Annotated in this window: 14 protein-coding genes and 2 rRNA genes; 11 read left to right on the plus strand and 5 right to left on the minus strand. The window is 63.9% G+C overall.

What is annotated here, in order from left to right; all coding sequences use genetic code 11:
• Positions 1 to 167 precede the first annotated feature (167 nt).
• Both rrf (LQT98_RS06855) and rrf (LQT98_RS06860) read left to right on the plus strand, forming a co-directional pair.
• Positions 168 to 282, plus strand: a 5S ribosomal RNA gene (rrf, locus tag LQT98_RS06855).
• A 70-nt stretch (positions 283 to 352) separates the two neighbouring features.
• Positions 353 to 467 (plus strand): 5S ribosomal RNA (gene rrf, locus LQT98_RS06860).
• Between the two features lie 52 nt (positions 468 to 519).
• Here the strand turns inward: rrf (LQT98_RS06860) and LQT98_RS06865 are convergent.
• A complete protein-coding gene (locus LQT98_RS06865) occupies positions 520 to 873 on the minus strand; it encodes a DsrE/DsrF/TusD sulfur relay family protein (RefSeq protein ID WP_231461625.1) in 354 nt (117 codons plus the stop codon).
• Between the two features lie 317 nt (positions 874 to 1,190).
• Here LQT98_RS06865 and putA point away from each other — a divergent pair, with 317 nt between their 5' ends.
• A complete protein-coding gene (gene putA / locus LQT98_RS06870; protein WP_231461626.1) occupies positions 1,191 to 4,793 on the plus strand; it encodes a trifunctional transcriptional regulator/proline dehydrogenase/L-glutamate gamma-semialdehyde dehydrogenase in 3,603 nt (1,200 codons plus the stop codon).
• A 278-nt stretch (positions 4,794 to 5,071) separates the two neighbouring features.
• A complete protein-coding gene (locus LQT98_RS06875) occupies positions 5,072 to 6,295 on the plus strand; it encodes a branched-chain amino acid ABC transporter substrate-binding protein (protein WP_231461627.1) in 1,224 nt (407 codons plus the stop codon).
• A 58-nt stretch (positions 6,296 to 6,353) separates the two neighbouring features.
• Here LQT98_RS06875 and LQT98_RS06880 read toward each other — a convergent pair whose 3' ends face one another.
• Positions 6,354 to 6,614: a GlsB/YeaQ/YmgE family stress response membrane protein gene (locus LQT98_RS06880; protein WP_048411930.1), complete on the minus strand. Its 261-nt coding sequence runs from the start codon at positions 6,612 to 6,614 to the stop codon at positions 6,354 to 6,356.
• A gap of 156 nt (positions 6,615 to 6,770) precedes the next feature.
• Positions 6,771 to 7,919, minus strand: coding sequence for a branched-chain amino acid ABC transporter substrate-binding protein (locus LQT98_RS06885; protein WP_231461628.1), 1,149 nt, complete (start codon positions 7,917 to 7,919; stop codon positions 6,771 to 6,773).
• Between the two features lie 188 nt (positions 7,920 to 8,107).
• On the opposite strand from LQT98_RS06885, the gene LQT98_RS06890 reads away from it, so the two are divergent.
• The 4 genes from LQT98_RS06890 (at position 8,108) to LQT98_RS06905 (ending at position 13,135) form a co-directional block, all read left to right on the plus strand.
• Complete coding sequence (locus tag LQT98_RS06890; RefSeq protein ID WP_231461629.1) at positions 8,108 to 8,482, plus strand: cysteine-rich CWC family protein; 375 nt, start codon at positions 8,108 to 8,110, stop codon at positions 8,480 to 8,482.
• 120 nt (positions 8,483 to 8,602) lie between these two features.
• Positions 8,603 to 9,823, plus strand: coding sequence for a macrolide transporter subunit MacA (gene macA / locus LQT98_RS06895; RefSeq protein WP_156184002.1), 1,221 nt, complete (start codon positions 8,603 to 8,605; stop codon positions 9,821 to 9,823).
• Positions 9,820 to 11,757 (plus strand): macrolide ABC transporter ATP-binding protein/permease MacB, encoded by a 1,938-nt coding sequence (macB, locus tag LQT98_RS06900; protein ID WP_231461630.1) that lies wholly within the window; start codon positions 9,820 to 9,822, stop codon positions 11,755 to 11,757. Before macA ends, macB begins: the two co-directional genes overlap by 4 nt.
• A 4-nt stretch (positions 11,758 to 11,761) precedes the next feature.
• Positions 11,762 to 13,135, plus strand: coding sequence for an efflux transporter outer membrane subunit (locus LQT98_RS06905; protein WP_231461631.1), 1,374 nt, complete (start codon positions 11,762 to 11,764; stop codon positions 13,133 to 13,135).
• Positions 13,136 to 13,306: 171 nt separating this feature from the next.
• Here LQT98_RS06905 and LQT98_RS06910 read toward each other — a convergent pair whose 3' ends face one another.
• The gene (locus LQT98_RS06910; protein ID WP_231461632.1) at positions 13,307 to 14,167 is read right to left on the minus strand and encodes a hypothetical protein; all 861 of its coding nucleotides are present in this window, start codon (positions 14,165 to 14,167) and stop codon (positions 13,307 to 13,309) included.
• A 26-nt stretch (positions 14,168 to 14,193) separates the two neighbouring features.
• On the minus strand, positions 14,194 to 15,018 hold the full coding sequence (locus tag LQT98_RS06915) for a hypothetical protein (protein WP_048411418.1): 825 nt from the start codon (positions 15,016 to 15,018) through the stop codon (positions 14,194 to 14,196).
• A gap of 387 nt (positions 15,019 to 15,405) precedes the next feature.
• Between LQT98_RS06915 and LQT98_RS06920 the strand changes: the two genes are divergently transcribed.
• From LQT98_RS06920 to LQT98_RS06930, 3 genes are read left to right on the plus strand one after another with little or no spacing between them, the layout of a single operon-like run.
• Complete coding sequence (locus tag LQT98_RS06920; protein WP_231461633.1) at positions 15,406 to 17,553, plus strand: type I secretion system permease/ATPase; 2,148 nt, start codon at positions 15,406 to 15,408, stop codon at positions 17,551 to 17,553.
• A gap of 9 nt (positions 17,554 to 17,562) precedes the next feature.
• Complete coding sequence (locus LQT98_RS06925; protein ID WP_231461634.1) at positions 17,563 to 18,984, plus strand: HlyD family type I secretion periplasmic adaptor subunit; 1,422 nt, start codon at positions 17,563 to 17,565, stop codon at positions 18,982 to 18,984.
• A 1-nt stretch (position 18,985) separates the two neighbouring features.
• Positions 18,986 to 20,185 carry a glycosyltransferase family 4 protein gene (locus LQT98_RS06930; protein ID WP_231461635.1) on the plus strand — a complete coding sequence of 400 codons (1,200 nt, stop codon included), beginning with the start codon at positions 18,986 to 18,988 and terminating at the stop codon, positions 20,183 to 20,185.
• Positions 20,186 to 20,229 lie beyond the last annotated feature (44 nt).

Raw genomic sequence — 20,229 nt, forward strand, 5'->3', positions numbered from 1 at the left:
GAGGCGTTAAGCTAACCGATACTAATTGCTCGTGAGGCTTGATCCTATCATTTGAGTGGCTTGGGAAACCGAGTGACGAGATAGTGTTGTGCGACACAATTGAATACCGAATATATGCGGGGTGGTGTACACCATCCCAGGCTTCTTTAAGTTTGTACCAGTTTATGTCTGGTGGCCATAGCGAGGTGGTCCCACGCCTTCCCATCCCGAACAGGACCGTGAAACGCCTTAGCGCCGATGATAGTGTGGCATTCGCCATGTGAAAGTAGGACACCGCCAGACGCCCAATACGATAACGCCAAGTCTTAGACTTGGCGTTTCGCTTCCCCAGCGGCAAGCGACACAGTTTATGCCTGGCGACAATAGCGGGGCGGTCCCACGCCTTCCCATCCCGAACAGGACCGTGAAACGCCTTAGCGCCGATGATAGTGTGGCATTCGCCATGTGAAAGTAGGACATTGCCAGGCACCCAATGTAAAAGCCCAGACCAAACGGTCTGGGCTTTTTGCATTTTCGGGTTTAAAAGCTGAGCGTCTTGTCCGCGCTCAGCGTCCATTCGGCCAGTTCCGGCATGGTGCCTATCTTCACGCCCGTCAGCAGCAGGCTGTCATCGATTCCCCGCGCGTCGGCGCAAGTGCGGCAGACGCGAACCTCCACGCCCAACTCCAGCGCCTCGGCCAACATCTCTCCCAAGCTGGGCGCTTGCGCGGTTTTCTGATTTTTCAATGCGGTGACGACAGCGTCGGACAGCAGGAATAGCAGTACCCGGCAACGTTCGTTCTGTTGCGCCAGCGTCAAGGTCAGGCGCAGGGCCGAGAGCGCGCGCTCATTGCCGTAGGGGCTGGCGTTCACGGTGATCAACACGGTTTGCATGATTGGTTTGCCTATGATGAAGAAGCTCAGGGCGGCATTGTGGCATGTTGCGTCAGCTTTGGCATGTGCCGGCTTGCCCATTCGCAATGGGTTTGATGCGAGGGCAAGTTGTTGGCATGCAACAGTGGCGAGGGGGAAGGAGCATGGCGATGGTGGCTAACTGCTTGTACGGCTTGAGTTTGTTCGTGCAGAGATTATTGGCTGAAAACTTTCCTTCATATTGTCCAGCAATTCATTTGTATTTGTATACAATAGGCAAATTTTCCAGGCACTAAAAAAGAGATAGCCTGGGGCTGCAAACTACACGGAGATGATTCATGCAATTCGATGCATTTGCCCATGGCCAGCTGACGCTGCGGGACGCCATTACCTCGGCTTATCGCCGTGACGAACGCGAGTGCGTGCAGGCGCTGTTGCCGCAGGCGGCAATGAGTGATGGCGAGGTCAAGGCGGTTCAGGACCTGGCGCGGCGCCTGGTGGCGGAGGTGCGCCGTGAGCGCACCAAGTCCAGCGGGGTGGATGCCTTGATGCATGAGTTTTCTCTGGACAGCGCCGAGGGCATCGCCTTGATGTGCTTGGCCGAAGCGCTGCTGCGCATTCCGGACCGCGAAACGGCGGACAAGCTGATTCGCGACAAGATTTCACGAGGCGATTGGAAGGCTCACCTGGGCAATAGCGCCTCCTTGTTCGTCAATGCCGCGGCCTGGGGCTTGCTGGTGACCGGCAAGCTGGTGGCCTCGCACAGCGCGAATGGTTTGTCGGCGGCGATGACCCGCTTGATCGCCAAAGGCGGCGAGCCGTTGATCCGCAAAGGCGTGGACATGGCGATGCGCATGCTGGGCAAGCAGTTCGTGACCGGTGAAACCATTGAAGAAGCGCTGGCCAACGGCCGCGAGCGCGAGGCACGCGGCTATCGCTTCAGCTACGACATGCTGGGTGAGGCGGCGATGACCGAGGCCGACGCGCAGCGCTATTTGCAAGACTATGTGACCGCCATCCACGCCATCGGCAAGGCGTCCGCCGGCCGTGGCATTTACGAAGGCCCCGGCATCTCGGTGAAGCTGTCGGCCATCCACCCGCGCTACAGCCGTATGAAGCACGAGCGGATGATGACGGAACTGCTGCCACGCCTGAAGGAACTGTTCCTGTCGGCCAAGCAGTATGATATCGGTCTGAACATCGATGCAGAGGAAGCGGACCGCCTGGAAATCTCCATGGATCTGGTCGAGGCGCTGGCCAAGGATCCGGATCTGGATGGCTTCGAAGGCATAGGCATCGTGGTGCAGGCTTACCAGAAGCGTTGTCCCTATGTGATCGACTTCCTGATCGACCTGGCGCGCCGCACCAATCACCGCTTCATGGTGCGCCTGGTCAAGGGCGCGTATTGGGATGCGGAGATCAAGCGCGCCCAAGTGGATGGCTTGCCGGGCTATCCGGTTTACACACGCAAGGTTTACACCGATGTGGCTTATCTCGCCTGCGCCAAGAAGCTGTTGTCCGCGCAGGACGCGATCTATCCGCAGTTCGCCACCCACAATGCCTACAGCCTGGCCGCGGTATTCAACCTGGCTTCCGGCAAGGACTACGAATTCCAGTGCCTGCACGGCATGGGCGAAACCCTGTACGACCAAGTGGTGGGCAAGGACAAGTTGGGCAAGGCCTGCCGCATCTACGCGCCGGTGGGTTCGCATGAAACCCTGCTGGCCTATCTGGTGCGCCGCTTGCTGGAAAACGGCGCCAACAGCTCCTTCGTCAACCGCATCGTGGATGAGGCGGTATCCATAGACGAACTGGTGGCGGACCCGGTGGCCGAGGCCGCGCGCCATGGCGGCCTGCCGCACAAGAAGATTCCGGCGCCGTTGGAACTGTATGGCCAGCAGCGCAAAAACTCCAAGGGCCTGGACCTGTCCAGCGAGCATGTGCTGGCCACGCTGCAATTAGGCCTGCAAATGTCCGAGAAGCAGCAATGGGGCGCTTTCCCAATGCTGGGCGACGGCGATGTCACCGATGGCGAAGTGCAACAGGTACGCAACCCGGCTGATCACGACGACCTGGTCGGCCGCGTGATCGAAGCCAGCGCGGCAGATGTGGGCCGCGCGCTGGACCTGGCGCAGCAAGGCGCCGCCGACTGGGCCGCCACGTCGGTGGCCGAACGCGCCGCCTGCTTGCAACGGATGGCGGACCTGATGGAAGACCAGATGCCGGCGCTGATGGGCCTGGCGGTGCGCGAGGCCGGCAAGACGCTGGCGAACGCGATCGCCGAGGTGCGCGAGGCGGTGGACTTCTGCCGCTATTACGCGGCGCAGATCGAAGATGAGTTCGACAATGCCAGCCATCGCCCGCTGGGCCCGGTGGTGTGCATCAGCCCGTGGAACTTCCCGCTGGCCATCTTCATCGGCGAGGTGGTGGCCTCGCTGGCGGCCGGCAACGCGGTGCTGGCCAAGCCGGCGGAGCAGACCAGCCTGATCGCCGCGCATGCGGTGCGGCTGTTGCACGAGGCCGGCGTGCCGCGCGCGGCGCTGCAACTGCTGCCGGGCCGCGGCGAAGTGGTGGGCGCGGCGCTGACCGCGGACCCGCGTGTGCAGGGCGTGATCTTCACCGGTTCCACCGAGGTGGCGCAAATCATCAATCGCACGCTGGCCAAGCGCGGTGGCGATCCGGTGCTGGTGGCCGAAACCGGTGGCCAGAACGCGATGATCGTGGACAGCTCGGCGCTGCCGGAGCAGGTGGTCACCGATGTGCTCAGTTCGGCCTTCGATTCCGCCGGCCAGCGTTGTTCGGCCCTGCGCGTGCTCTATTTGCAGAACGACATCGCCGACAAGGTCATCGCCATGATCAAGGGCGCGATGGATGAATTGAAAGTCGGCAATCCGGCCAAGCTGGATGTCGATGTCGGCCCGGTGATCGACGCCGAGGCCCAGGCTGGCCTATTGGCCCATATCGAGAAAATGAAGGCCAGCGCGCGCGCCACTCACCAGATCAAGCTGGATGATGGCTGCGCCAATGGTACCTTCGTGGCGCCGACCTTGTTTGAAATCGCCGATCTCAAGCAGCTGAAACGCGAAGTGTTCGGTCCAGTGCTGCATGTGCTGCGCTTCGAGGCCAATGAGCTGGACAAGGTGGTGGCCGAAATCAACGCCACAGGCTATGGCCTGACTCACGGCATTCACAGCCGCATCGACGAGACCATCGACAACATCGTTGCTCAGATCAAGGTCGGCAACGTCTACGTCAACCGCAATATCGTCGGCGCGGTGGTGGGCGTGCAGCCTTTCGGCGGCGAAGGCAAGTCCGGCACCGGTCCCAAGGCCGGCGGTCCCTTCTATCTGTACCGGCTGAGCCGCGCGGCTTGGGAGCCGAAACTGGCGGCGGAAACCCTGCCGCTGTCCTTGCCGGCTTTGGACGCGCTGGCGGCGGCCGCTGGTGGCCTGGGTCTGGACTTGGCGGCCGCCATCGCGGCGGCGCGCAAGGATAGCGCCTTGTCTTGCCTGGTGAACCTGCCGGGCCCCACCGGCGAGCGGAACTCGCTGCAGTTCGCGCCTCGCGGCAAGGTCGCGTGCCAAGCGGCAACGACGCAGGCGCTGGCGGAGCAGCTGGCGGCGGCCTTCGCCACCGGCAACCGCGCGCTGCTGCCGGCCAATGAGGCGGGACGAGAGCTGGCCGCCAAGCTGGGCGCCCTGGTGGAGCTGGACGCCGATGTGTTGGCTGCGGATGTCGGCGCGGTGTTGTTCTCCGGCTCCGAAGCCGAGGCCGAAGCCGCCCAGCACGCGTTGGCCGCGCGCGACGGCGCCTTGGTGCCGCTGCTGCGTGCCGACGCGCAAGGCCATTACAATCTGCACCGCCTGGTGGTGGAGCGCGCGCTCAGCGTGAATACTACCGCGGCGGGCGGCAATGCCAGTCTGATGAGCATAGGCGACTAAAGGCAGGGCGGGTCCCGGTGACGGAGGCCCGCTCGTCATGAAAAAGCGCGAGTCAAAGCAGTTTACCCATGCGCCGGCGCGCATGGGGCAAGTGGCTTGTCCAACAAGCCACTTGCCACAAGCTGGCGGCCTTGAAATAATGCCGCCAGCCGCCGCGCCCGGGTCCATGTCGGACTTGGGCATGAGCGGAAAGCCTATAACAACACTAGACAGGTTCCGCAAACTCCCGTTCGTTGCGATTGATGGATGGGGATCTCTGGAGAAATAGAGGAAACACGATGCAAGTAAACAAGTTGACGACCCTTTCCCTGGCGGTAGCCGCCGCTGTCGCCTTGTCCGCATGCGGCAAGAAACAAGAAGGCGCGCCGGCTGCCGGCGCCTCCGCCGGCGCGGAAGCCGCCGCGGGCAGCGTGGTCAAGATCGGCTTCGCCGCTCCGCTGACCGGTCCGCAAGCCCACTATGGCGAAGAATACAAAAACGGCGTGACGCTGGCGATCGAAGACGCCAACGCCGAGAAGCCCACCATCGGCGGCAAGCCGGTGAGCTTCGAACTGGAGGCCCAGGACGACCAGGCCGATCCGAAAACCGCCACCCAGCTGGCGCAGAAATTCGTTGATGAAAAAGTGAACGGCATCATCGGCCACTTCAACTCCGGCACCGCCATTCCGGCGTCCAAGATCTACTCCGACGCCGGCATCCCGATGATTGCGATGGCGACTTCGCCGGCTTTCACCGCGCAGGGCTTCAAGAACACCTTCCGCTCCATGACCTCCGACACCCAGCAAGGTTCGGTGATGGGCAAGTACGTGGTGGAAAAACTGGGCGCCAAGAAAGTGGTGATCGTTGACGACCGCACCGCTTACGGCCAGGGCCTGGCCGACGAGTTCGAGAAGGCCGCCAAGGCCGCCGGCGGCAATGTGGTCAAGCGCGAGTTCACCAATGACAAGGCCACCGACTTCGCCGCCATTCTGACCTCGATCAAGGCCGCCGCGCCGGACGTGGTGTTCTACGGCGGCGCCGACGCGCAATCCGCGCCCATGGCCAAGCAGATGAAGCGCCTGGGTCTGACCGCGCCGCTGATTTCCGGCGAAATGACCAAGACGCCGACCTTCCTGCAATTGGCGGGCAAGGAAGCCGACGGCACCATCGCCTCGCTGGCCGGCCTGCCGCTGGAGCAGATGCCCAAGGGCAAGGACTACGAGAGCCGCTACAAGGCGCGCTTCAAGATGGATGTGGCCACCTACTCGCCGTACGGTTACGACGCTACCCGCACGCTGATCCAGGCGATGAAGGATGCCAACTCCACCGATCCCAAGGTCTATCTGCCGGTGCTGGCCAAGATCACTCATACCGGTGTGACTTCCAGCAACTGGACTTACGACGCCAAGGGCGATTTGAAGGACGGCGGCATCACCGTTTACAAAGTGGTGAACGGCGAATGGAAAGTGCTGGAAACCGTGGGCGGCGGCGCCGCGGCCAAGGATGCTTCCGCGGCCAAGTAAACCGTTTGAACCGCAATGAAAAGGCGACGCTTCCGCGTCGCCTTTTTCTTTGCCCGCTTCAATGGAGCAGGCCGATTTTCTTCAACAGGAAAATCAGGATGGCCGCGCCGGCAATGCCGAAAGCCAGGCCGGGCAGGGAGAAGGAGCCGGCGGCGGAAGCGGAGGCGATGCCCAATAGGCGGCCGAACAGCCAATGGCCCAGCGCCGAGCCGATGATGCCGATGACGATGTTGGCGATGATGCCCTCGCTGACGCCCATGACCTTGCCGGCAAGCCAGCCGATCAGACCTCCGGCCACCAGGGAAATAAGCAGGCCCATGCAATCTCCTTATGTTAGTGTGTGAATAAATAGTTATAGCTATTTATTTAATATGGCGCCAGGCTTTTTTTCCGTCAGGCGCAAAAACTCGGACAAATAAAAACCCCGGCCTGAAGCCGGGGTTGCATTCCGGGCGCGGCACAGGCCGCAATGGGTTTACAGACCCACCCATTGTCCCTTGCGCAGCTGGTACAGCGAGACGGTGCCATGCTGGATATCGCCCTTGTCGTCGAAGCGGATTTCGCCGGTGACGCCCTTGAAATCAGTCTTGGGCAATTCCGCCAGGTATTTGGCCGGATCGGCGGAGCCGGCGCGCTTCATCGCGGCAATCATCACCCGGGTGGCGTCATAGGTGTAGGGCGCGTAGGCCTGGATCTCGGCGTTGAACTGCTGCTTGTACTTGCCGCTGAAATCGGCGAAGCCCGGCATCTTGTTCTTCTGCGCGCCGGCGCTGGAGGCGTAGCTGCTCTCCGCGCTGTCGCCTCCCAGCTTGGAAAACTCAGGAGTGTTGATGCCGTCCGCGCCCATGAAAGCGGCTTTCAGACCCAGCTTGTTCATTTGCTTGACCATGGGCGCGGCCTGGGCGTCCATGCCGCCGTAGAACAGCAGATCCGGCTTTGTTCCCTTGATCGAGGTGAGGATGGCCATGAAGTCGGTGGCGCTATTGCTGGTGAATTCGCGCTTGACCACCTTGCCGCCGGCCGCTTCCACCGCCTTGGCGAAATCGTCGGCCAGGCCCTGACCGTAAGTGGTGCGGTCGTCGACGATGGCGATGCGGCCGGCCTTCAGCGTGTCTATCGCGTACTTGGCCAGCGCTTCGCCTTGCTGGCGGTCGTTGGCGATGATGCGGAAGGTGTTCTTGAAGCCTTGCTGGGTGAAGCTGGGGCTGGTCACCGAGGCGGCGATCATCGGAATGCCGGCTTGGGAGTAAATGCGCGAAGCGGGGATGGCCGCGCCGGAAGTGAGATGGCCGATGATGCCGGCCACCTTGCCGTCCACCAGGCGTTGCGCCACCTGGGCCGCGGTCTTGGGATCGGCTTGGTCGTCTTCGGACACCACTTCGAAGGAAACCGGCTTGCCGTCCAGGGTCAGTTTCTCGGCATTGGCCTCGGCCACCGCCAGCTTGACGCCGTTGTCGGCGTCGCGGCCCCAGTGGGCGAAGGGCCCGGTCAGCGGGTTGGCGGAGCCAATTTTCACCACCGTCGCGCCGGCATCGGCCGGCGCGCTGCCGGCACTTTGTTCTGATTTGCCGCAGGCGGTCAGGGCCAACACGGCACAGGCGATGAGGCTGAGATGCGTTTTCATGTATTTCTCCTGAGATCTCTTTGTTTATTTAGCTTTGTCTATTTGGATATTCGCCTCAGGAATAAGGCGGTGGCACATTCTTGGTGCATAAAGCGTTCAGCGTCAAGCCCATGGCGGCAATCTCTGCGATGGGGGCGGCTTTGCGTTAAGATGGCGGGCTGATTTGGCCGTATGGAAAGTGTTTTTAAATGACAAAAGGGTTGCCTGCCCCGGCTTCGCCCTGTGTGGGCCTGTGCCGTCTCGACGAGGGCGGCGGGTACTGCCTGGGCTGTCTGCGCACCTTGGACGAGATCGCCGGCTGGTCCGGCTTCGACGATGAGCAGAAACGCGCGGTGTGGCGGCGCTTGCTCGCGCTGCGGCCCAAGGTCAAGGACAAGCGCTGCGAGCGCTGCGGCGCGGCCTTCCGCTGCGGCGACGGCGGCGCGGAGGGCGGCTGCTGGTGCGCTGATCTGCCGCAGGTGCTGCCCTTGCCCTATGGCCATGGCGACTGCCTGTGTCCGGACTGCTTGCGCCAGCATCTGCGGGAAAGCTATCTGGCGCGTGGCTTGACGCCGCCGTTGTAGCCGTCGAGGAGGCTTGGCTGGTTCTCCATGCCGACAGGGTAATGTTGCGGCGGACTGCAACCAAGCCACGTGATGCGTGGTCCTAAGCTGTTCGATTTAATTTTGGCTTGATGTCTCTACATGAAATTCTGGAAGCGTTGGATTCGCAAGCTGCTGCTGCCGCTGTGCCTGGTGAGCTTGCTGCGGGGGCGCGCCGGTTTGGGCCGGCGACCGTGGCGTAACGGCATCCTGTTGGCGGCCGCCCTGTCCGCTGCCGGCTGGGGGCTCTGGTTATGGCTGGCGCCCAAGCCGGCGCCGCAGGTGCTGACCGCCGAGGTGAGCCGGGCCGATCTTGAAGACGTGGTGCTGGCCAGCGGCGTGCTCAAGCCGCTGCGGCAGGTGGATGTGGGCGCCCAGGCCAGCGGTCAGCTCAAGACCTTGAAAGTGGAGGCCGGCGACCGTGTCAGCAAAGGTCAGTTGCTGGCCGAGATCGATCCGGAAAACAGCCTCAACGATTTGAAAGCCTCCGAAGCGCAACTGGAGTCCCGCGTCGCGCAACTGCGCGGCAAGCAGGCCTCGCTGCGCCAGGCCGGGCGCGAGCTGGCGCGTCAGAAGCAGATGATGGGCGAGGGTTCCACCTCGCAAAAAGACCTGCTGGCGGCGGAAACCGCCTATCAAGCCCAGACGGCGGAGCTGGACGATCTGCAGGCGCAGATTCGCCAGAACCGCTTCCAGATCGACAAGAACCGCACCACGCTGGGCTATACCCGCATCAGCGCGCCGATGGACGGCGAGGTGATCGAGATCGTCACCCAGCAAGGTCAGACCGTGATCGCCAGCCAGACCGTGCCGGTGATCCTGAAACTGGCCGATCTGAGCACGATGACGGTGCATGCCCAGGTGGCCGAGGCCGACGTGATCCGCGTCAAGGCGGGCCTGCCGGTGTATTTCACCGTGTTGGGCGCGCCGGACCGGCCCATCCGCGGCAAGTTGCGCGCCATCCTGCCGACGCCGGAGAAAATCAACAACGCCAACTTCTACAAGGCGCTGTTCGACGTCAAGAACGTGGACGGCAAGCTGCGCGTGGACATGACCGCGCAGATCAGCATCGTGCTGGCGGAGTCCAAACAAGCGCTGAGCATCCCGCTGAGCGCGCTGGGCGCGGCCGGCAAGGATGGCCGCCACAGCGTCAAGGTACAGGGCAAGGATGGACAGCTGCATGAGCGCCAGGTGCGTATCGGCCTGAAAACCGCCACCCGGGTGCAGATCCTGGACGGCCTGAAAGCCGGCGAGAAAGTGGTGACCAGCGAAGCCGGCGGCAAGGAAGAAGAACCCAGCGGCGGCGTGATGGTGAGCGCATGAGCGGAGCAGGCCTGACGCTGTCCAGCGTGTGGCGCCGCTTTCCGTCCGGCGAGGAGGAGGTGGCGGTGCTCAAGGATGTCAGCCTGAGCATACGCGCCGGCGAAATGGTGGCCATCATCGGCGCCTCCGGTTCCGGCAAGTCCACCTTGATGAACATTCTGGGCTGCCTGGATCAGCCCTCGGCCGGTCGCTACCAGGTGGGCGGGCGTGATGTCGGCGAACTGGACAGCGACCAGCTGGCCACGCTGCGGCGCGAGCACTTCGGCTTCATCTTCCAGCGTTATCACTTGCTGCCGCATTTGAGCGCCATCGACAATGTGGCGATGCCGGCGGTGTATGCCGGCATCGGCCATGAGGCGCGGCGCGAGCGCGCGCGACAGCTGCTGGCGCGGCTGGGCCTGGCCGGCAAGGAGGACTTCCGTCCCGGCCAGTTGTCCGGCGGTCAGCAACAGCGGGTGTCCATCGCGCGGGCGCTGATGAACGGCGGCGACATCATCCTGGCCGATGAACCCACCGGAGCGCTGGACAGCCACAGCGGCGAAGAAGTGATGGCCATCCTCAAGGAGCTGCACGCCGCGGGGCACACCATCATCATCGTTACTCATGATCCGGCCATCGCCGCGCAGACCGAGCGCATCATCGAAATCCGCGACGGCGAAATCCTGCGCGATAGCGCGGCCGGCGCGGCCGAAGCCGCGGCCGAGGAACGCGCGCCGCGCAGCGCCAAACCCGGCCCGGCCTGGCGCGAACGCACGAGCGAGGCCTTCAAGATGGCGATGCTGGCGATGCTGGCCAACCGCTTGCGCACCATGCTCACCATGCTGGGCATCATCATCGGCATCACCTCGGTGGTATCCATCATCGCGGTGGGCGAGGGGGCGCGCAATTATGTGCTGAACGATATCCGTTCCATCGGCACCAATACCATCACCGTGTACCGCGGCAAGGACTGGGGCGACGACAAGGCCGACGGCGTGCGCACCTTCCTGGCAGGCGACCTGGCCGCGCTGGCCGAGGAGCCCTATGTCGACAGCGTGTCGCCGGTGACCAGCAATAATCTGCGCATCCGTTACCGCAGCGTCGACGTCAACGCCTCGGTGTCCGGCGTGGACAGCACCTATTTGCGCGTGCGCGGCCTGAAAGTGGTGGCCGGCCTGGGCTTTGACCGGGACGATGTGCGCATGCAGCGCCAGGTGGTGGTGATAGACAGCAATGCCCGCCGTAAATTGTTCGCCGATGCCGATCCCATAGGCAAAGTGATCCTGGTGGGCAGCCTGCCGGCCACCGTCATCGGCGTGGCGGAAACCAAGGACAATGGCTACGGCGGCAAATCGCTGCAAATGTGGATGCCCTACAGCACCGCCGGCAGCCGCCTGTTCGGGCAGGTCTTCTTCGACTACATGGTGGTGCGCATCAAGGAAGGCCAGCCCACCGCGCTGGCGGAGAAGGCGCTCAGCCAGCTGCTGACCCTGCGTCACGGCAGCAAGGACTTCTTTACCTACAATATGGACGAAGTGCTGAAAACGGTGGAAAACACCAGTCGCACCCTGGCATTGCTGCTGACCCTGATCGCAGTGATCTCGCTGGTGGTGGGCGGCATCGGCGTGATGAACATCATGTTGGTATCGGTGACCGAGCGCACCCGCGAGATTGGCATCCGCATGGCGGTGGGCGCGCGCCAGGCCGATGTGCTGCAGCAGTTCCTGACCGAGGCGGTGCTGGTCTGCCTGGTGGGCGGAGCCATAGGCATCGGCCTGTCCTATGGCATCAGCTTCGTGTTCGCGCTCTTGGTCAGCAAATGGAAAATGGCGCTGTCGCTGAAGGCCATCGGCCTGGCGGTGGCATGCTCCACCGCGATAGGGGTGGTGTTCGGCTACTTGCCGGCGCGCAGCGCGGCGCGTCTGAATCCGATTGACGCCTTGGCGCGGGAGTAAGTATTTGACGCTTTGGAAATCCAACCTCTTTGTTTTGAGCCTGGCCCTGTTGCTGGCCGGCTGCCAAAGCACGCCATATCAACGCCAGGAACTGGACGCGCCGGCGCAATGGCGCAGCGCTGGGACCCAAACCCAGGCGGACATGAGCCGCGAGCACTGGTGGCAAGGCTTTGACGACCCGAGCCTGCTGGCGGTGCTGGAGCAGGCGAGCAGCCACAACCCGGACCTGAGCATCGCCTTGCTCAAGCTGCGCAAGGCCCAGCTTGCCGCCGGTCTGGAGCGCAGCGACGCCTTGCCCTCCCTGAGCGGTGACATCAATGCCGGGACCAAGCGCACGCTGGGCGAATCCTCGGCCTGGAGCCGCAGCAGCGGCGGCAGTTTGAGTACCAGTTACGAGCTGGATCTATGGGGGCGGGTGGATGCGCGCCTGCGCGCGGCGGATCAGGAGTTCCGCGCCAGCGCCTACGACGAGGCCGCCGCCCGCTTGCTATCCGACAGTACCGCCGCGGGCCTGTACTGGGACATTGCCGCGCTCAAGGCGCGGCAGACGCTGGGGAAGGCGGATCTGGCGGATCTGCGTCGCATCCAGGCGTTGGCCGAAGCCAAATGGCGCGCCGGCGCCACGAGTGAACAGGATGTCACCCAAGCGCGTAGCGCGGTGCTGAGCCAGCAGGCGGACTTGTTGACGCTGGCCGATGAACGCGGTCAAAAGGAGAACGCGCTGGCCTTGTTGCTGGACCATGCGCCCGGCGCGGCGCTGCCGCCGATAGGCCCACTGCCGCTGGCGCCCGGCCAGCCGGCGATAGACGCCGGCCTGCCTAGTAGCCTGCTGGAACGGCGGCCGGACCTGATGGCGGCGGAAGCGCGCTTGCGCGGCAAGCTGGCCAAGGTGGATCAGGAGCGCGCGGCCTTCTTTCCGGCGCTGAAACTGACCGGCTCGCTGGGTTCCAGCAGCAGCGCGTTGAGCAGCCTGGTGCAAAACCCGCTGCTGAGCCTGGGTGCGTCCTTGTCCTTGCCCTTCCTGGAATGGCGCAAGCAAGGCCTGCAACTGAAAACCAGCCAGGCGGATTATGAATTGGAAACCGTCAGTTTCCGCAAGACCTTGTACGGCGCTTATCAAGAGGTGGACAACGCGCTGAGCGCGCGTCAGCGGCTGTTGCAAGTCGTTCAGCTGCAAACCGCAACGCTGGCCTTGAACCGGCGTAGCGAACAGCTGGCGGAAAGCCGCTACCGCGCGGGCGCCGTCGATGCGCAAACCTGGCTGGACGCGGCCAAGGCGCGGCGTGGCAGCGAGTCCGCGCTGCTTCGGCTGCGCCAGGAGCAATTGAAGAATCTGGCGGATCTCTATAAGGCCTTGGGCGGCGCGCCGGCGGCCTGAGCGGGGAGGGGGTCGATCGGGTTTATCCAGGGGCGGGTTTAAGAGCCTGTTCAAAGTCTCGCGAGCAAGGGCGAGACAAGGCGAAAACGAGTGAAAAAGCGGAATGTACGAGTGGTACATGAGCATTTTGAGCTTGTACTCACCGTGCAACACCTCACGATTGAACAGGTTCTAAGGCTCGAGATACTCTTCGCAGGCCGGAATCGGCTTGTCCGGCATATAGGCGCCGCTGTCCGGCTGCCGTGTCAGCAGGCGCTGGAAGGTGCAGGCCCGGTCCACCACGGTGGCGATGTCTTTTTTCCTCAAGCGCTTGCCCAGCGAGTCGCGACTGCGGGAGACCGGGCCGGGAAAACTGGTGGCGCGGGTGCGGTAGATCAAGCGCGGGAAGCCGGAGGTGACGCTTCTGTCCAGTTTGATGTTGGAAGAAAAACTGTATTCGTCATGACAGGCGCCGCGGCGGTCAGCGTAATCCCGCTCCGAAAAGCACGCGCGTATCATCAGGGAACTGGCCAGCGGCAGTGCCAGCACCTCGCGCATCTCAAATCCGGAGCCCTTGGGGTAAATCTGTAGCAGGCGCAGCGTGCTGAAAGAACCGCCTCCGCCGGAATACATGGTGCTGACATCCTCGCGGATGCCCACCATCACGCCTTGATCGGTGGCGGCAAGCCGCAGCGCGTAAGGCCACAGCGACAAGCTGCGGCGATTGTCCCATAGCGCGTCGGTCTGTAAATCACGCAATTCCAGCTGTGCGCCAGCATCCTGACCAGCGGCGGGCCGGATCTTGAGAATGGGCGGAGCTTCCTTGGTTTGCGCCACCAGCTCAATACACAACTGGCGATCCGGGGTGCAGCCTTGTTCCGATTCCGCCGGCTCCGACGTCGGCTTCAGCGTCAAGGTCTTGATGCTGTTGCCGGCCAGGTCAATATCGGCTGGCCGAGCGGCGGCGGTAGGCTGGACCCAGACAAGCGTCGCGCAGGCGGCGGCGACCGCGCGCTTGAGTACATGGAAAACGTCATTGGGATTCTGCTTCATTGTCTGCTTTTCGGAGGAGAGCGGCGCTAGATCACCGCCCACAGTCCGCAGATCGCGAACAGGATCAGCACCCCGGTCAGGATCTGGGCGGTGGTGCGTTCTTTTTGCAGTGCCCGTTTCAGGCTGTCGTGCACGCTTTCCAGCTTTTCCAGCCGCTGCTCCAGCTCTGCGCGGGTTTCGTCCTGCCGTGCCAGCGATTGCAGCATCGCCTCGCCGCCCACCTCGGTGATCAGCTCCTTATTCCACACTCCCAGCAGCTTGTTGACCTTGTCCTTGAAGTACAAGGCCGAGCGTTGGTTGGCGTCCTGCCATTCAAATTCAAAACCCTGGCTGGCGTAAAAGGCGTTGCGTTGCAGCCGCTCTTCTTCCGACGAGGTCTGGCTCATGCTGATCATGCCGGGGCTGATGGCGTGATCCGGACAAATGCCCTTGGCCCAAGAGATGACGCTGGCGAACAGAAAGGTGTCCAGTCCAGTGCCGACGAAGCCGGGGCTGGCCATCACGCCGCTTTTGGGTCCGAAGGTGACGGTGCGGCTGGGTCGGTCCACCCGTACCCAGGCGCAGTTGTGGGCGGCCTGAAAATGGCTGTCCTCGCCCTCGAACAACTGCCAGCGGTGCCCCTCGGCGCGAGCATAACCGCGGAATTGCAGCCGAAAGAAATCGGATTGTTCGGTCATCGCCCGGCTGCGTTGCAGGATGCCGTAAATGGGAATGCCATTGGCGGTCAGCGTCAGAATGGTTTCGCCCAGCGGAATGGCCAGAGTGGCCAGGGTGTTTTCGTTTTCCGGTGCGCGAAGCACCGCTTCCTCTGCTTTCGGCGCCGGGTTGGCTGCCTGGTTCTGACTGGTCATCTGCTGCCTATGCTGGGGGTGTTCTCACGGGGGCGGCTTCTGGGAGGACTCTGAGACCGCCGTCATGTTGCTGCTTATTGTACCAATCTAGACGGCTTGGGGAATCCTTGCTCGCATACGCTGCGACATTTGCACAAGTCGAGCGCTGCCTGATGGCTGCGTGGCGCTGGGGGAGGGCGATGTGATCGGGGGGACGATCTTCGTCCTGCGGGAGGAACGTCAATGCGTATTTTTACTTAGTAATATATTTGAATGAAGAAAGCTCGATTTCAAACAAGTACTTAATGATTTCGATCAATAATCACGCGCTAAAATCTCATCGTAATACTTGTAATGGGTATTAATAAGCAATATCGTGCGCCAATTCGATAAATAAAATATGCTTTTATGCTTGCTCAAACTGCCACGGACGGCGCCGCCGCCACCGCAAACATCAGCGATTTGGGCTTGCTCGGCCTGGTGCTGCTGGCCCAATTCCACGGCGTCGCCGCCGACCCGGCGCAACTCACCCACCAATACGGCCGCCAGGCCGAACCCTTCAGCGAAACCGACCTGCTGCTGGCCGCCAAAGGCCTGGACCTTAAAGCCCGCATCATCAAGCAAAGCCCGGACCGCCTCAGCCTGACCGCCTTGCCGGCGCTGGCGTTGCGGCCGGACGGCGAACACTTCATCATCGCCCGCTGCGACGGCGACAAAGTGCTGATCCACGACCTCAAGCACGGCCGGCCGCAAGTGCTGAGCCAGGCGGAACTGGCGGCGCGCTACGCCGGCCGGCTGCTGCTGATGGCCTCGCGCGCATCCGCGGCGGGGGCGCTGGCCAAGTTCGACTTCACCTGGTTCGTGCCGGCCATCGTCAAATACCGCAAGCTGTTGCTGGAAGTGCTGGCGGTGTCGCTGGTGTTGCAGCTGTTCGCGCTGGTGACGCCGCTGTTCTTCCAGGTGGTGATGGACAAGGTGCTGGTCAACCGCGCCTTCAACACCCTGGACGTGATCGCCGTCGGGCTGTTGATCCTGTCGCTGTTCAATGTGGCGCTGTCGGCGCTGCGCAGCCACGTGTTCGCCCACACCACCAGCCGCATCGACGTGGAACTGGGCGCGCGGCTGTTCCGCCACCTGCTGGCGCTGCCGCTGGCCTACTACGAAGCGCGGCGGGTGGGGGACACCGTGGCGCGGGTGCGCGAGCTGGACAATATCCGCAACTTCCTCACCGGCCAGGCGCTGACCACGGTGCTGGACCTGCTGTTCTCCTTCGTGTTCCTGGCGGTGATGTGGTACTACAGCGGCTGGCTGACCCTGATCGTGCTGGTGTCGCTGCCATGCTACGCGCTGTGGTCGGCCGGGCTGACCCCGCTGCTGCGGCGGCGTCTGGACGAGAAATTCGCGCGCGGCGCCGACAACCAATCCTTCCTGGTGGAAGCGGTGGGCGGCATCGGCACCATCAAGGCGATGGCGGTGGAGCCGCACATGACCCGGCGCTGGGACAACCAGCTGGCCGCCTACGTCGCCGCCGGCTTCCGCGTCACCCGGCTGGCCAATATCGGCCAGAACGGCGTGCAACTGATCCAGAAACTGGTCACCGTCGCCACCCTGTGGCTGGGCGCGCGGCTGGTGATCGCCGGCGAGCTGTCGGTGGGTCAACTGATCGCCTTCAATATGCTGGCCGGCCAGGTGGCGGCGCCGGTGGTGCGGCTGGCGCAACTGTGGCAAGACTTCCAGCAGATCGGCATCTCGGTGGAACGGCTGGGCGACATCCTCAACACCCGCAGCGAACTGCCGGCCAGCCGCGCGGCGCTGCCGGCGATCCAGGGCCGCATCCAGTTCGACCAAGTGGTGTTCCGCTACCGCCCGGATGGCCCGGAAATCCTGCGCGGCCTGAGCCTGGAGATCCGGGCCGGTGAAGTCATCGGCATCGTCGGCCGCTCCGGCTCCGGCAAAAGCACGCTGACCAAGCTGGTGCAACGGCTGTACGTGCCCGAATCCGGCCGCGTGCTGGTGGACGGCAACGACCTGGCGCTGGCGGACCCGGCCTGGCTGCGGCGGCAGATCGGCGTGGTGCTGCAAGAAAACCTGCTGTTCAACCAAAGCATCCGCGACAACATCGCGCTGGCCGAACCCGGGCTGGCGCTGGACCACGTGATCCAGGCGGCCAAACTGGCCGGCGCCCACGACTTCATCATGGAACAGGCCGAAGGCTACGACACGCTGGTGGGCGAACACGGCGCCAGCCTGTCCGGCGGCCAGCGCCAGCGCATCGCCATCGCCCGCGCGCTGATCAGCAACCCGCGCATCCTGATCCTGGACGAAGCCACCAGCGCGCTGGACTACGAATCCGAACGCGCGATCATGCAAAACATGCGCGCCATCTGCCAGGGCCGCACCGTGCTCATCATCGCCCACCGCTTGAGCACCGTGCGCGGCGCCAGCCGCATCATCGCCATGGACCAAGGCCGCATCGTCGAAAGCGGCCGTCACGAAGACCTGCTTCGCCAGCCCAACGGCTACTACGCCCGCCTGCACAGCCTGCAACAAGGATAAACCCGCATCATGAAGCACCAACTGCACGCGCTGCGCGACTTCGCGCGGCGCTACCGGCAGGCCTTTGCCGCGCACTGGGCCATCCGCCACCAACTGGACCCGCAGCCGCGGCGCGAAGACGAACTGGCCTTCCTGCCCGCCCACCTGGAACTGACCGACAGCCCGCTGTCGCCGCTGCCGCTGTGGAGCCTGCGGCTGATCGCCGCGCTGTTCCTCATCGCGCTGCTGTGGTCCGCGCTGGGCCAGCTCGACATCGTCGCCGTCGCCGGCGGCAAGACCGTCAGCGGCGGCCGCACCAAAATCCTGCAGCCGCTGGAACCCAGCGTGGTCAAAGCCATCCACGTGCGCGACGGCCAGCAAGTCCAGGCTGGGCAAGTGCTGATCGAACTGGATGCCACCGGCGCCAGCGCCGACAAGCAAAAAGCCGACGACGCCCACGCCGCCGCCGCGCTGGCCGCGGCGCGCTACCAAGCGCTGCTGGCCGCGCTGGACAGCGGCAGGCTGCCGCAACTGCCGGCCACCCCCGGCATCGCCGACAGCCAGCGGCTGGCCGAAGAAAGCCTGGCGCTGGGCCAATGGCGCGGCTACCAGGCCAAGCTCGAAGCGCTGAACGCCACCCTGCGCCAACGCCAGGCCGAACACGCCACCACCCGCCAGCAAGTGAGCAAGCTGCAAGCCACCGCCCGCATCGCCGAAGCGCGCGAACACGACTACCAAGACCTGTTGGCCAAGAACTTCATCTCCAAGCACGCCTACCTCGACAAACAACAAGCGCGCATCGAACAAGCCGGCGACCTGGCCAGCCAGCAAAGCCGGCTGCAAGAACTCGACGCCGCCATCGCCGGGCAAGCACAAGAACGCCAAGCGCTGCAAGCCAACTTCCGCAGCGACGCCCTCGACAAACTGCGCGAAGCGCGCGAACAAATGCGCCAATACGGCGAAGACCAAAAGAAAACCGGCCAACGCCAGGCGCTGACCCGGCTGACCGCGCCGGTGGCCGGCAGCGTGCAGCAACTGGCGATCCACACCGTGGGCGGCGTGGTCACCGAAGCCCAGCCGCTGCTGGCGGTGGTGCCGCGGGACGAAACGCTGGAAATCGAAGCGCAGATCGAAAACAAGGACATCGGCTTCGTGCGGCCGGGACAGGCGGCCACCGTCAAAGTGGAAAGCTTCCCCTACACCCGCTACGGCTACCTGGACGGCGTGGTGGACAGCGTCAGCCACGACGCAATGCAAGACGAAAAGAAGGGCTTGGTGTTCCTGGCGCGGATCCGGCTCAAGCAAGACCACCTGAGCATAGACGGCGCGCGGGTGCGGCTCAGCGCCGGGATGACGGTGAGCGCGGAAATCAAGACCGGGCGGCGGCGGGTGATCGACTACTTCCTGAGTCCGCTGCAACAGCATGTTGGCGAAGGCCTGCGCGAGCGCTGAGATGAAACTGCTGCTGATCCACCAAAACTTCCCCGGCCAGCTGCGCCATATCGCCGAACACCTGAAAGGGCGACCGGACCTCGAGCTGCTGGCGGTGGGGCGCGACAGCGCGCCCGGCCTGGCCGGCGTCAAACTGCTGCGCTACCGGCCGCACCGCGGCCCGCACCGGCACACCCACCCCTATCTGCACAGCTACGAAGACGCGGTGCTGCACGGCCAGGCGGTGCTGCGCGCCTTGCAGCCGCTGCAACAGCGCGGCTACCGGCCGGACGTCATCCTGGCCCACCCCGGCTGGGGCGAAACCCTGTTCCTCAAAGACCTGTTCCCGGCGGCGCGGCTGATCCACTACAGCGAATACTACTACCACGGCCGAGGGGCCGACGCCGACTTCGACCCGGAATTCCCGCTCAGCCTGGACGGCGCGGCGCGGCTGCGGGCGCGCAACGCGCTGCACCTGCTCAACCTGGAGCACGCCGATCACAGCGTCACCCCCACTCACTGGCAACACAGCCTGCACCCGGCGGCCTACCGGCCGAACGTGAGCATCCAGCACGAAGGCATCCGCTGCGGCCAACTGGGGCCGGACCCGACGGCGACGCTGAGCCTGCCCAATGGCCGGACGCTGCGCGCCGGCCAGCCCATCGTCAGCTATGTGGCGCGCAATCTCGAACCCTATCGCGGCTTCCACAGCTTCATGCGCGCGCTGCCGGCGTTGCTGCGGCAACGGCCGGACAGCCAGATCGTCATCGTCGGCGGGGACGGCGTCAGCTACGGCAGCGCGCCGCGCGACGCGGCCAGCTGGCGCGAAAAACTGCTGCGCGACAAGCCGGTGGACCCGGAGCGAGTGCACTTCCTGGGCAAGGTGCCGTACGAGGTTTACCGAAAGGTGCTGCAAGTGTCGGCCGCGCACGTGTATCTGACCTATCCCTTCGTGCTGTCGTGGAGCCTGCTGGAAGCGATGGCCAGCGGCTGCCGCATCGTGGCCTCGGACACCGCGCCGGTGCGGGAAGTGATCCGCGATGGCGAGAACGGCGAGCTGACCGACTTCTTCGACGCGGCGGCATTGGCGCAGAAGGTGGGCGCGGCCTTGGAGACGGACGGCGGCGGGCTGCGGCTTGCGGCGCGGGAGACGGCGGCGCGTTACAGCGTGGAGGCGGGGCTGGCGGGCTATCGACGCTTGTTGGGTTTGCCGGCGGAGTGAAGGCGGCTTCGGTGGAGAGCCCGCATAAGCAGTACCAAGCAGTA

This window comes from Chromobacterium aquaticum (genome assembly GCF_021129195.1).
In the GTDB taxonomy this organism is placed as follows: Bacteria; Pseudomonadota; Gammaproteobacteria; order Burkholderiales; family Chromobacteriaceae; genus Chromobacterium; species Chromobacterium aquaticum.

Excerpts from the sequence above, each read along its gene's own strand:
- LQT98_RS06865 (WP_231461625.1), bottom strand. The coding sequence starts at position 873 with ATGCAAACCGTGTTGATCACCGTGAACGCCAGCCCCTACGGCAATGAG.
- putA (WP_231461626.1), top strand. The coding sequence starts at position 1,191 with ATGCAATTCGATGCATTTGCCCATGGCCAGCTGACGCTGCGGGACGCC.
- LQT98_RS06875 (WP_231461627.1), top strand. The coding sequence starts at position 5,072 with ATGCAAGTAAACAAGTTGACGACCCTTTCCCTGGCGGTAGCCGCCGCT.
- LQT98_RS06880 (WP_048411930.1), bottom strand. The coding sequence starts at position 6,614 with ATGGGCCTGCTTATTTCCCTGGTGGCCGGAGGTCTGATCGGCTGGCTT.
- LQT98_RS06885 (WP_231461628.1), bottom strand. The coding sequence starts at position 7,919 with ATGAAAACGCATCTCAGCCTCATCGCCTGTGCCGTGTTGGCCCTGACC.
- LQT98_RS06890 (WP_231461629.1), top strand. The coding sequence starts at position 8,108 with ATGACAAAAGGGTTGCCTGCCCCGGCTTCGCCCTGTGTGGGCCTGTGC.
- macA (WP_156184002.1), top strand. The coding sequence starts at position 8,603 with ATGAAATTCTGGAAGCGTTGGATTCGCAAGCTGCTGCTGCCGCTGTGC.
- macB (WP_231461630.1), top strand. The coding sequence starts at position 9,820 with ATGAGCGGAGCAGGCCTGACGCTGTCCAGCGTGTGGCGCCGCTTTCCG.
- LQT98_RS06910 (WP_231461632.1), bottom strand. The coding sequence starts at position 14,167 with ATGAAGCAGAATCCCAATGACGTTTTCCATGTACTCAAGCGCGCGGTC.
- LQT98_RS06915 (WP_048411418.1), bottom strand. The coding sequence starts at position 15,018 with ATGACCAGTCAGAACCAGGCAGCCAACCCGGCGCCGAAAGCAGAGGAA.
- LQT98_RS06920 (WP_231461633.1), top strand. The coding sequence starts at position 15,406 with ATGCTTGCTCAAACTGCCACGGACGGCGCCGCCGCCACCGCAAACATC.
- LQT98_RS06925 (WP_231461634.1), top strand. The coding sequence starts at position 17,563 with ATGAAGCACCAACTGCACGCGCTGCGCGACTTCGCGCGGCGCTACCGG.
- LQT98_RS06930 (WP_231461635.1), top strand. The coding sequence starts at position 18,986 with ATGAAACTGCTGCTGATCCACCAAAACTTCCCCGGCCAGCTGCGCCAT.